Below are 11,263 nucleotides of genomic sequence, written 5' to 3'. Positions count from 1 at the left end.
CCTACCCCTGAAGAATATGCCGCCGCCCCCTGGTGGGAGCGGATGGTGTTCGACGGCGGCGAGAAGATCGTTCGCTCCGGCCGCGGCGAGGTGCAGCCCTCCGGCTATCCGAACCGCTTCATGAACTCGCTGATCGTCGCCATCACGTCCACGGTGCTGGCTGTCGGCATGGGGACATTCACGGCCTACGGCTTCTCGCGCTTCAAAGTGAAGGGGGAGGCAGACCTTCTCTTCTTCATCCTGTCGACGCGCATGCTGCCGCCCGTCGTCGTGGCGATCCCGATGTTCCTCATGTACCGCGTCGTCGGCCTCAACGACACGCATTGGGGTCTCATCATTCTCTACACTGCCTTCAACCTTTCCTTCTCCGTTTGGCTGATGAAGGGCTTCATCGACGAGATCCCGAAGGAATACGAGGAGGCCGCGCTCGTCGACGGGTACACGCGGATGGAGGCCTTTTTCAAGATCGTCATCCCGGAAGCGGCCACCGGCATCGCCGCAACCGCGGTCTTCTGCTTCATCACGGCCTGGAATGAATATGCATTTGCGCTGATCATGACGAACCGGCGCGCGCAAACGGCTCCACCCTTCATTCCGAGCCAGGTCGGCTCAGGCCTGCCGGATTGGACGGTGATTGCCGCCGGCACATTCCTGTTCCTGCTACCGGTCGCCATCTTCACCTTCCTGCTCAGGAACCATCTCCTGCGCGGCATGAGCTTCGGAGCGATCCGCAAATGACCTTTCGCGCCTTCAACCAGAAATATCTCGAACCCGGTTCGCAGTATCTCATGATCTTGGGCATCGTCGCGCTCTGCCAGCCCTGGAACCTGTTTCTGCACCGCTACGGCATGACGATGACGCTCGTCGGACTGATCGCCTTCATGGTGGCGACCAAAATCCCCCGCGACGCGCAACCAGACGAAGGCAACCATTCATGACGCAGATCGAACTTCGCGGGATTCAGAAATATTTCGGTGCCGTCCAGGTCATCAAAGACCTTAATCTCGCCATCGCCGACAATGAATTCATCGTGTTGCTTGGACAATCGGGCTGCGGAAAGACGACGACATTGCGCGCCGTCGCGGGGCTGGAGACGATCGACGAAGGCGACATTCTGATCGACGGGCAGCCGGTGCAGCATATCAAGGCATCCGACAGGGATATCGCCATGGTATTCCAATCCTTCTCGCTTTATCCGCACATGACGGTCTACGAGAACATCGCCTTCCCGCTCCGCGCGACCCGGATGAGCCGTGCCGATGTCGATGCGTCGGTCCGCGAGATCGCCGGTGTGCTGCGCATCACCGGTCTGCTGGCCCGCAAGCCTTCGGCGCTGTCAGGCGGCGACATGCAGCGGGTCGCGATCGGCCGGGCGCTGGTGCGACGGCCAAAGGCCATGCTGATGGACGAGCCGATCGGTGCGCTCGACGCGAAGCTGCGCGAAGAGATGCGGGCGGAAATCAAGCGTTTGCATATCAAGCAGGGTTCAACCACCATCTACGTGACGCATGACCAGGTGGAGGCCATGTCGCTCGCCGACCGCATCGTCATCATGCACGAGGGCATCCTCCAGCAGGTCGGCACGCCGGAAGAGGTTTACGCGCAACCCGCCAACAAGTTCGTCGCCCAGTTCGTCGGAAGCCCGGTCATGAACATGGCGCCGGCGATCATCAGCGCAACGGGCAGCCATACCAGCGTGCAGGTCGGCGACGAGACGACGGGCTTTGAGTTCCCCGCCGTGCTGGCTAATCGCCTCTCCGACGCAAGGGCCGAGAACGGCAAGCTGACACTCGGGGTCCGGCCTGAGGGCGTGCTCGTTTCACGGGAGGCCCGCGAGGGCTTCATGCCGGTCGAAGCGCATATCATCGAGCCTCTCGGCTCGCACGACATCGTGGACCTGAAGGTCGGTCACCAGATGATCAGGGCACGCACCAAGAGCGGTTTCGTGCCTGGTCCCGGCGAAGCCGTCTGGGCACGCATCGACCCTGCCCAGGCACATTTCTTCAACACCGCGACCGGCTCGTCGCTGGGGATCAGACTCTGATGGCGCATATCGAACTCAAGGGCATCACCAAGACCTTCGGCAACCACACGGCGCTGAAAAACCTGAACATCGACATTGCTGACGGCGAGTTCTTCGTGCTGCTCGGGCAGACCGGCGCCGGCAAGACGACGACGCTGCGCCTGATCGCCGGTCTCGAGAAGCCGACCGCAGGCCAGATCTTCATCGACGGGCAGGACGTCGCCGACTGGGGTGCCGCCGAGCGCGATGTGGCCCTGGTGCTCCAGCAATACTCGCTTTACCCGCGCTATACGGTGCGGGAGAACCTGGAATTTCCATTGAAATCCCGTATCCGTCGCGTTGAACCCGGAGAAATCAAGGAGCGCGTCGACCGCGTTGCGAAGACACTACGCATCGAGCATCTGCTTGACCGCAAGACGGACCGGCTGTCGGGAGGCGAGATGCAGCGCGTATCGATCGGCCGAGCCATCGTGCGCAAACCGCGGGTCTTCTTGATGGACGAACCGCTTTCGGCGCTCGACGCGAAGCTTCGCGAAGCACTTCGCACCGAGCTGAAAAACCTGCAGATGAACCTCGGCGCGACCTTCCTCTTCGTCACTCATGACCAGATAGAGGCCATGTCGATGGGCGACAAGATCGGTGTCCTGAACAATGGTCAACTGGTGCAGACGGGTACGCCGCAGGAGATCTACCAAAACCCGGTCAACACCTTCGTCGCGCGCGCGGTCGGTTCGCCGCCGATGAACCTGATTGCCGGCACGCTTGCCGGCGGCGAGGCAGTGGCCAGCGAGGGCTATCGGCTGCCCCTCGGCAACGGACACGGGATCGCGACAGACGGTCGCCCGCTCACCTTCGGCATCCGTCCCGAGGACATTTTTCTCGACAGCGGCGCGCCCGGCGAAGCACGGGTTCACGACGTGGAAAACCATGGTGTCGAAAAGATCGTGACGCTGCGCACCGGCGAGAAGTTCCTCCACGCGACCGTGCCGACACAGACGGCGCTTCGGATCGAGGATGAGGTTCGCTTTTCGTGGAATCCGGAAAAAGTCGTGCTGTTTGACGCCGGAAGCGGTGTAAGCCTGCGGCACGCGGGCTGACCTGATCGGTCCGAAGGACGCCAGCGGTCTCGGCGGCACGGCAGGGCAGCGAGCATTTCGAGTTGTCGCGACGAGGCGCTATGCGGGAAAGCGCCGGCGGTAGTGTTCTACCACTTCGGGATTGCGCAAATTAACGGGCAAGTCGCCCTTGATGACGCGCAGGGCTTCGCTCGCCGCGCCTGTTCCCATGCGCATCATGCTCTCTTCCGTCAGACCAGCGAGATGCGGCGTGACGATGACGTTGTCAAAGCCGAAATATGGATGGTCGAGCGGCAGCGGCTGCGTTGCGAAGACGTCGAGCGCGGCTCCGCCGATCCGACCATCGCGCAGCGCCTCGACCAACGCCGCGTCATCGATCACCGGGCCGCGCGAGACGTTGACCAGAATGGCCGCGGGCTTCATGCGCCCGATGCGACCGGCATTGAGCAAGCCCGTCGTCTCCGGCGTCAGCGGGCAGCAGAGCACCACGATGTCGGCCGTCGCAACAAGCTCATCGATAGCCAGGAAACGCACGCCGTCCGGCACGTTTTCCGGCGACCGGCTCGTGGCGACCACCTCCAGACCGAAGCCGAACTTCGCGATCTTGAAAATCGCCTTGCCGACATTGCCCATACCGACGATGCCTATGGTGCGGCCGGCGAGGTCGACGGCCGTATCCGACTGAGCGCGGCCCGCCGCCCAGCCGTTCTGACGCAGTTCACGGTCCATCAGGCGGAAGCGCCGAAGCAGAGCCAGTGTCACGAGGAAGACGTGCTCGGCAACAGTCGAGGCATTGGCGCCCGGAACGTTGGCGACAAGCACGCCAGCGTGGGTCGCCGCATCCATCGGCACCATGTCGAGCCCGGCGCCATGGCGGATCGCCGCGCGAAGCGCCGGTGCATCCTCGAAGAAGGCCGGAGGGATCGGCGCACGTATGACGACGATGCCCGCGCCGCGGCCTTCTCGCAGCAACGTTTCGGGATCGGGCGCGGAAGCCACGCGCAGATCACCCGCAGCCTCAAGCATGGACCTGGCCGCAGGGTGCAGGGGATGTGTGGAAAAGATGAAGCTCATCGGCCCTCCCGCCGGTTGCGCCTATCCGGCGGCCGTCGCTGGACCGCCGATAAGACCCTTCCAATAGCTTTCCGCACCTTGAAGATGCGCGCTCATGAGCGCCTGGGCGAGATTGCCGTCTCGGGCAAGTAGCGCCTCGTAGATGCGGATATGTTCTTCATGCGAGCGCCGGCTGCGGGCGGCGTCGGCAAAATAGATCGGCAGGCGGTGCTCGCCCATGACGTAGTAGACGCTGCACACCCGATGGAAGACGCTATTCTTGGTGGCGCGGACGATCTCCAAATGGAAATCCCGGTCCTCGCGCGCCAGCCCCTCGCCGGCGGCAAGCTTCGCCTCTGACGCGGCGAGGATATCGCGCAAGTGCTGGTAATTCTCCGCTGTCGCCCGATCGCAGGCGAGCTCCGCGGCCTTGATCTCATGGATCTTGCGAAGCTCCACGGTCTCATAGATCAGGATGGGATCAAGCGGCACGCCGGCGCGGGCAAAAAGCGCCATTGCCTCCACGCTCGCCTCTGTGGTCGTCAGATAGATGCCCGACTTGGCCCGGCGCTCGACGATGCGCATTGCCTCCAGAATGGCCAGTGCCTCGCGAACCTGGCCCCGGCTGACGCCGAAATGCTCCGCAAGCTCTCGCTCCGAAGGCGTACGGCCGTTGCCGCTCGAGTTCGAGAAAAGATGGGCCGCGAGATCGGAGAGGAGGGAGTTTTCTTTCATCGTCACTGTCTTTGCGCGTGAGTCTCCAGGACCCGCTGATTGATCGTGAAGCCCAGGCCAGGCCTGTCCGGGATCTCTATCATACCGTCTTTCACCGACACAGTGTCCTCGACAAGATCATGGATCATCGGATTGGCGCCGAGCGAATATTCGATGATGAAGCTTGCCGGGGAAGCGGCGCACAAGTGCAGGCCGGAGAAGAAGCAGGGCGCGCCGGCCCAAAGATGTGGCGCGAAACGGAGGTTGAAGGCGCTGGCCAGCGAACTGATGCGCATCGCCTCCGTAATGCCGCCGCAGAAGGCGGGATCCGGCTGGAATATGTCGGCGGCCCGAAGCATGGCAAGATCTCGGAAGGCAAAACGCGTCGCCTCGCTCTCGCCCGCAGCGATCGGCACGTTCCCAGCCGCGCGCACCTCCGCCATGCCCGGCTTGTCATCGGCAATCACCGGCTCCTCGAACCAGGCGAGGTCGCAATCGGCAACCATCTGGATGAAGCGCTTCGCATCGGCAACAGTATACGTCCCGTGCGCATCGACCATCAGGTCGACGTTGGGCCCGACCGCTTTGCGCGCCGCCCGCACGCGCGATGCCGAGACATGCGGCGCACCATCCATCGCGCCGACGCGCATCTTGACTGACTTGAAACCGCCGGCCGCGATATAGGACCGGAGTTGATCGCCGATCCGCTCCGCACTCTCCCAACCACCCGAGGCATAGGCGGGCAACCTGTCGGCCTTGCGGCCACCCAGCAGCTTCCAGACCGGGACGCCGAGCGACTTGCCGAGAATGTCCCAGAGCGCTATGTCGACCGCGCTGATCGCCGCGACGGAAAGGCCGCGCCGCGCGATCTCCGGCATGGCGTGACCCGAACGCGCCGCCGTCTCGTGGCGTACGCCGTTGTAAAGCATCTCCCATATGGTGGAGATATCGGCAGGATCGCGGCCGATGAGCTTCGGCCCCACCTCGTGGTTGATCATGTGGACCAGCGTGCCGTAGGTGCCCGCACTGCCCGCGGCATTCTTACCCTCTCCCCAGCCCACGATGCCGTCGTCCGTTTCGATCCGCAGGATGGCGCTATCGAAGGTCGTCAGTCGGCCGAAGTCGCTGCGGTGCTGACGGCTGGCCTCGATGGGAATTTTAATCCACCAGGCCTCTACGGTCTTGATGCGCATGTCTCGGATCCCCTGCCCCGCACGGCCCGCGAGCCGCATGGCATGTGTCTTTCCGTTCGTTACTTGATCAGCGGCAGAATCGTCTCGGCAGTGATCCGCATCTGATCGTCGTAGAACTTCTCAGTGAGAAGGCTCGAGCCGTGGTCTTGGATGAATTTCAGCTGCTCCGGGGGTATGTCGACAGGGTTTCGCTCGACCATGTCTGGATATTTGGCGGCGGGCGTCCGGTCGACCGGAGCGACGAATTCGTTGGTGACGGCGCCGTCGTAACCAATCTCCTTCAGCGTGCCGATGATCTTTGGCCAGTCGAGATGGCCGAGGCCGGCGGCAAAACGATTGTTATCGGCGACGTGGAAATCGAACAGGCGCTTTCCCGCGAGCCGGATCGCTTCATACATGTCCTCCTCCTCGATGTTCAGGTGGAAGGCATCCAGGCACACCCCACATTCAGGGCTGACGGCATCGGCAAGCGCCAGCGCTTGGGCGGCGCGGTTGAAGAAATAGGTCTCGAAACGGTTGAGCGGCTCGACGGCAATGCGCACGCCCCTCTTCTGGGCATGGGCAAAACACTCCTTGGTGGCGTCCACCACCCATGTCCACTCTTCCTCCTCGGTGCCATCCGGCACCACCTTGCCGACGGTGGCCGGCACGAGGGTGACGATCTCGCCATCGAGTTCACTGACCATGGTGATGACGCTCTTGACATAGTCCACTGACCTGGCGCGCTGGCCTTCATCCCTGGCGGCAAGATTTCGTTCGCCGAGCGTCAGCGTAACGGCGCCCCAGCAGCGGATGCCATGCTCTTTCAGCAGCGCACGGGTCTCCTTGACGTCGTACTGTGCCGGTTCGCCGGATATCTCGATGCTCTCGTAGCCATATTTCTTGATGCGCTTCAGCGTGACGGCGAGCGGTTCGGCCCGCATCCAGTTATGTGTCGAAAGATGCATGAGGTCCTCCCAGACAGTTGCAGCACGTTCGACCGCCAATCGGGCGGCAAAAGGTCATGTTATGGTTGGCCACTCTCGCCACCTTCGGCAATCTGGTTAGGCCAATTCTCGTTATTTGAAAGCTCTAACTCAATTCTTAACCCTCTGCAAGACGGGCCAAAAGGGCGACATTTCTTCTGCCGATCGATATTTAATACTGCATTACCCGCTTTAGCGCGAATCCGGCACCCAAGCGTGCAATAAACTGGCTTGACCAGATTCGAAGATTTGGTATGACCAGATTTGGAAAAGCGATAGGACGTTGAAATCGTCGCGCAGTGGCCGCAGGGCCAAGTGGAGGGGAGATGAAGATCGGCATGTGCATGTTCCTCTGGACGACAAGTGTCGGCCGGAAACACGAGGCACTGTTACGCGATATCAAGGACACGGGGTTTGACGGCGTCGAGATCCCGATCTTTTCGGGCGCACCCGACGACTACCGGCGGCTGGGGGCGTTGCTCGACCGGATCGGCCTGGAACGGACCGCCGTTTCCGCCATGGGCGACCCTCAGATGAACCTGATCGCCCCCGACGCTGCGACCCGCAGGCGCGGCATCGACTACGTGAAATGGGCCATCGACTGCAGCGATGCGCTCGGCGCGACGATGCTGAGCGGGCCGCTGCATTCGACGCTCGGCAAATTTTCCGGAAGCGGGCCGAGCGCGGCGGAACTCAAGCACTCAATTTCCTCGCAACGCGCGGTCGGCGATCATGCAGCAAAGCACGGCGTCACGATCGGGCTTGAGGCGCTAAACCGCTTCGAATGTTACCTGTTCAACACGATGGACGACCTTGCGGCCCATATCGACGCGGTCGGACATCCGAATATCCGCGCCATGTACGACACCTTCCACAGCAATATCGAAGAGGCCGATCCCATCGGCGCCTTCACGCGAAACAGTGACCGCATCGTCCATGTCCACATTTCGGAGAACGATCGCGGCGTACCCGGGCGCGGCAACATTCCCTGGGCGGAGACGTTCAAGGCGCTACGCGCGAGCGGCTACGACGGGTGGCTGACAATCGAGGCCTTCGGTCGGGCGCTCAAGGAACTCGCCGCCGCCACAAAGGTCTGGCGCGACTTTTCCGAGACACCTGAAGCGGTCTATCGCGAAGGCTACCGCCATATCCGCAATGGATGGCACGCGGCGGCATGAATACCAACCGATTCTCGCCGCGGTCGATAGGGGAACCGCCGGCCTGAACGCTGCACTGGCGGGCACGCCTTACGCCTGAGCGATCACCTTCTGCCTGCTCTTATTGAGCAGCAGGTTCCCTTGCATATCGGAGGGATTTCCGAAGGCGTCCACTCAGGAGACATCCCCTCAGGAGACCAGGGACATCGGCGGGCGGGCGGCGGGCGATGCCTTGCGGATATCGGCGGTCTGAAAATGGGAGATTCTTTCGTTCAACACTTCCACCTGATGCCGGAGCCGATGAATCTCCGCGGTGTTCTCCTCCACCATGGCGGCATTGTGCTGGGTGATGTGCTCGACATCGCGAACGGCATTGTTGACCTCGTCGATCCCCTTGTATTGCGTGGTGGTCGAAGACGAGATGACTTGCACCAGTCCATTGATCGAGGTGAAATGTTCCATGATGGATGAAAGCGCCTGGCCGGTCTCTTCGACGAGCCGGACGCCTGCGCCGACCTGCGATGCGCTGGTGGAAATCAGACCCTTGATCTCGCGGGCGGCCGTCGCGCAACGCTGCGCAAGCTCACGCACCTCCTGCGCAACGACGGCAAAACCTCTGCCCGCCTCTCCTGCACGGGCCGCTTCCACACCCGCGTTGAGCGCGAGGAGATTGGTCTGGAAGGCAATCTCGTCGATCACGCCGATGATGCTGGTGACTTTTTCGGATGACCGGTTGATAGCGCCCATGGCGTCGATCGCCTTGGCGACAACGGCCGCAGAATGCTCCGCCTGGCGGTGCGCCTCGGCGACTGAAAGCGACGTCTGGCGGGCGTTTTCGGCCGTCGTTCGCACGCTGGCGGTGAGTTCGCCCAGCACCCGCGAACTCTCCTCGAGGGACGCTGCCTGCTGTTCCGTGCGGCGGGCCAGATCGTCGGCGGCGCCGGAAAGGTTGGTGCTGCCCTCGGCGATCTCGTAGGTCGTGTTGCGCACCTCGGCGAGTGTCAGGCGCAGCGCATCGATGGCGTGGTTGTAGGTTCGGGCCATGGCGACGTAATCGGCGGCCAGATCCTCGCTCATCACGGCTGCAAGATTGCCATCGGCAAGTTTGCCGAGCATATCAGACAGAGCGGACAGAGCCTCGCTCTGTTCGGCCTCGATGCGCGCCTGCTCAGCGGCGCGGCGGGCCTGCTCCAGTTCGTCTCGCGCCCTGTTTGCTTCGGCAAGCTCTTCCAGCCTGGTCTTCTCAAGCGCATGATCGCGAAAGACGGTGACGGACCGGATCATGTCGCCGATCTCGTCGCCGCGCTTGCCGTCGCCGATCGGAACGTTCAGATCGCCGTCGGCCAGTCGCATCATCGTCTGGGTGATCCGCTTCAGCGGTCCGCGCAGGGTTTCGATCAGCATGAGGCCACCGATGATCGCAAGTACGGTGCCTGCAATCATCGCCGACAGCGACATCGTCGCCGAGCGCTGGCTGATTTCCTTGCCGCTCTCCTGCGCCGTACTGACGAACTGCTCGAGTGTATGACTTGCCGCCGCCACCAGCTCCGTCGCAGCCTGCTTGTTGGCCTGCCAGCGATCGGCGATCGATATCAGAAGCGACGTGTGCTTTTCGATTGCGGCAAGCGATGGCTCGATTTTCTTGGCAAGATCCTGCAAAGCGGCGTTTCGCCCGCTCAAGGGTACAAGCTTTGCAGCGTTCTCGCGCAGTGCCTTGAGATCCGCAAGAACCGCATCCCTTGCCTCGGCATCGACTCGCCTGTTCAATTCGCTCAAGTGCAAGCGCAGGTCGTCAATGGATTTGAAAGCGGCATTGACGATCGCCACCATCGAGCGAAGTGTCGATATACTCGCATCCATGCCGGCAAAGCGCTCGATTGCCGTGTCCGCGTTGGCAGCGGCGAGCTTTGCAAACTGCTCCTCGAGACGTTGCAGTTCCTGATCGAGGGGAGCGTAGGCGTCGAGCGACAGATTGCTGCCTTCTTTGACCATTGCAGCAAGCCTGTCCAATAGCGGCTTCACCAAGGCGATCTGGGTTTGAGCCTTCTCGGATGCAAGCGCCTCACTCGCGCCCGCTTCTTTGACGAGTGGCGGCAGCAGGCTGCCGAGAGCCTTGACGAGATCCTCGGGGGTGGCTGCGCGTGCGGTCGCCTTGCGCAATTTCGCAATGCGCTCCCCGAGGCCCTTATAGGCCGAGGCATCGAGAAGGAGGGCCCGAACGAAGGCTTCTTTTCCGTTCGCCTGATCCTGAAGCACGTCGAGTTGCTGACGGGCGCTCTGACTTTCCTTGAACAGTCGGGCCACTTCGCCGTCGATCGACTGTTCGGTATTGGCGCGCTCCTGTGACACCGTCCATAACGCGTCGGCGCCGCCCTGCATCTTGGCCCCAAGTTCGCGCACGGCAGAGATCTGCTGCTTCTGCGCCGGATCGGTCAACATCGCATCAAGCGTCGCCGCACCCTTTTCCTGATCCGAAATGCTGGCGGTCAACCGATCGCGCGTGGCCGCACTCGGCAGATCGGTAAACGCCGTCAGCGAGGATCGCAGTTGCTGAAAACTGGAAAGGGTTTCGATCGTCTGCCGGGTCAGGGTCATCTGGCCGTTGAGCGTACCGGCAGTGAAATAGCCGAACAGGCCGATCCCGGCTATCAGGACGATCAGCGGCACCACGAAGACGAGAACCTTCGTGACGATCCGCATACGTTGCAACAGTCGATCAATCAGCGCCATAGATGGCCCCCACCCCAGCAAAATTGGCTCTTTTTCCGACGCGACCCCTCGCCTTGGCCTGCAGTGGCAGCGGTCATTTCATGATGACAGCCGGTAGCAGCGATCACGCCAGACCATCACAGTAGTCACAACTGTTAAAAAAATGGTCAATGGTGTCGAGTTTGGTCGGCACATGCTGCAGGCGGACGAAGGCGCATTTTCTGCGCCCTCGTCTTGTCATTCAGCCCATGTCCATAAGGCTTGCATTGCCGCCGGCAGCGGCGGTGTTGATCGAAGTCAACACCTCCTCCAGAACCAATCTGCTTCGGGCCGGCCGCCGACAACCCGTGGCAACACATCGCCGCGCAATTGG

10 protein-coding genes are annotated in these 11,263 nt (G+C 62.0%); 5 read left to right on the top strand and 5 right to left on the bottom strand.

Going from position 1 to position 11,263, the window contains the following annotated elements; all coding sequences use genetic code 11:
- The 4 genes from FY112_RS04740 to FY112_RS04725 form a co-directional block, all read left to right on the top strand.
- On the top strand, positions 1 to 738 hold a 738-nt coding region (locus FY112_RS04740), incomplete at its 5' end, for a carbohydrate ABC transporter permease (protein ID WP_151517833.1).
- Positions 735 to 938: a hypothetical protein gene (locus tag FY112_RS04735; RefSeq protein WP_017956809.1), complete on the top strand. Its 204-nt coding sequence runs from the start codon at positions 735 to 737 to the stop codon at positions 936 to 938. The genes FY112_RS04740 and FY112_RS04735, both read left to right, overlap by 4 nt.
- Positions 935 to 2,044, top strand: coding sequence for an ABC transporter ATP-binding protein (locus tag FY112_RS04730; RefSeq protein ID WP_151517832.1), 1,110 nt, complete (start codon positions 935 to 937; stop codon positions 2,042 to 2,044). The genes FY112_RS04735 and FY112_RS04730 overlap by 4 nt, the downstream gene beginning before the upstream one ends.
- Positions 2,044 to 3,120 carry an ABC transporter ATP-binding protein gene (locus FY112_RS04725; protein WP_151517831.1) on the top strand — a complete coding sequence of 359 codons (1,077 nt, stop codon included), beginning with the start codon at positions 2,044 to 2,046 and terminating at the stop codon, positions 3,118 to 3,120. Before FY112_RS04730 ends, FY112_RS04725 begins: the two co-directional genes overlap by 1 nt.
- A gap of 78 nt (positions 3,121 to 3,198) precedes the next feature.
- On the opposite strand, the gene FY112_RS04720 is transcribed toward FY112_RS04725, so the two are convergent.
- The 4 genes from FY112_RS04720 to FY112_RS04705 are packed head-to-tail and all read right to left on the bottom strand — an operon-like array spanning position 3,199 to position 7,006.
- Positions 3,199 to 4,173, bottom strand: coding sequence for an NAD(P)-dependent oxidoreductase (locus FY112_RS04720; protein ID WP_151517830.1), 975 nt, complete (start codon positions 4,171 to 4,173; stop codon positions 3,199 to 3,201).
- A gap of 21 nt (positions 4,174 to 4,194) precedes the next feature.
- Positions 4,195 to 4,887, bottom strand: a complete 693-nt coding sequence (locus FY112_RS04715) for a FadR/GntR family transcriptional regulator (protein WP_131620232.1) — start codon at positions 4,885 to 4,887, stop codon at positions 4,195 to 4,197.
- A gap of 2 nt (positions 4,888 to 4,889) precedes the next feature.
- Positions 4,890 to 6,059 carry a mandelate racemase/muconate lactonizing enzyme family protein gene (locus tag FY112_RS04710; RefSeq protein WP_026158221.1) on the bottom strand — a complete coding sequence of 390 codons (1,170 nt, stop codon included), beginning with the start codon at positions 6,057 to 6,059 and terminating at the stop codon, positions 4,890 to 4,892.
- Between the two features lie 59 nt (positions 6,060 to 6,118).
- Positions 6,119 to 7,006 (bottom strand): sugar phosphate isomerase/epimerase, encoded by an 888-nt coding sequence (locus FY112_RS04705; protein ID WP_017956815.1) that lies wholly within the window; start codon positions 7,004 to 7,006, stop codon positions 6,119 to 6,121.
- 344 nt (positions 7,007 to 7,350) lie between these two features.
- Here FY112_RS04705 and FY112_RS04700 point away from each other — a divergent pair, with 344 nt between their 5' ends.
- Complete coding sequence (locus FY112_RS04700; RefSeq protein ID WP_017956816.1) at positions 7,351 to 8,202, top strand: sugar phosphate isomerase/epimerase; 852 nt, start codon at positions 7,351 to 7,353, stop codon at positions 8,200 to 8,202.
- A gap of 168 nt (positions 8,203 to 8,370) precedes the next feature.
- Here the strand turns inward: FY112_RS04700 and FY112_RS04695 are convergent, their stop codons facing one another.
- Entirely contained in the window at positions 8,371 to 10,911 is a 2,541-nt protein-coding gene (locus FY112_RS04695; protein WP_151517829.1) for a methyl-accepting chemotaxis protein, read from the bottom strand.
- Between the last annotated feature and the right edge of the window lie 352 nt (positions 10,912 to 11,263).

Source organism: Rhizobium sp. PEPV16 (assembly GCF_008919455.1).
Lineage (GTDB): Bacteria > Pseudomonadota > Alphaproteobacteria > Rhizobiales > Rhizobiaceae > Rhizobium > Rhizobium leguminosarum_Q.
Note: the sequence above shows the minus strand (reverse complement) of the source record. Positions and strands in the feature narration are given on the sequence as shown.

What these genes read in the sequence shown, in the direction of transcription:
- FY112_RS04730 (WP_151517832.1), top strand. Translation starts at nt 935, where the DNA reads ATGACGCAGATCGAACTTCGCGGGATTCAGAAATATTTCGGTGCCGTC.
- FY112_RS04735 (WP_017956809.1), top strand. Translation starts at nt 735, where the DNA reads ATGACCTTTCGCGCCTTCAACCAGAAATATCTCGAACCCGGTTCGCAG.
- FY112_RS04715 (WP_131620232.1), bottom strand. Translation starts at nt 4,887, where the DNA reads ATGAAAGAAAACTCCCTCCTCTCCGATCTCGCGGCCCATCTTTTCTCG.
- FY112_RS04710 (WP_026158221.1), bottom strand. Translation starts at nt 6,059, where the DNA reads ATGCGCATCAAGACCGTAGAGGCCTGGTGGATTAAAATTCCCATCGAG.
- FY112_RS04695 (WP_151517829.1), bottom strand. Translation starts at nt 10,911, where the DNA reads ATGGCGCTGATTGATCGACTGTTGCAACGTATGCGGATCGTCACGAAG.
- FY112_RS04705 (WP_017956815.1), bottom strand. Translation starts at nt 7,006, where the DNA reads ATGCATCTTTCGACACATAACTGGATGCGGGCCGAACCGCTCGCCGTC.
- FY112_RS04720 (WP_151517830.1), bottom strand. Translation starts at nt 4,173, where the DNA reads ATGAGCTTCATCTTTTCCACACATCCCCTGCACCCTGCGGCCAGGTCC.
- FY112_RS04700 (WP_017956816.1), top strand. Translation starts at nt 7,351, where the DNA reads ATGAAGATCGGCATGTGCATGTTCCTCTGGACGACAAGTGTCGGCCGG.
- FY112_RS04725 (WP_151517831.1), top strand. Translation starts at nt 2,044, where the DNA reads ATGGCGCATATCGAACTCAAGGGCATCACCAAGACCTTCGGCAACCAC.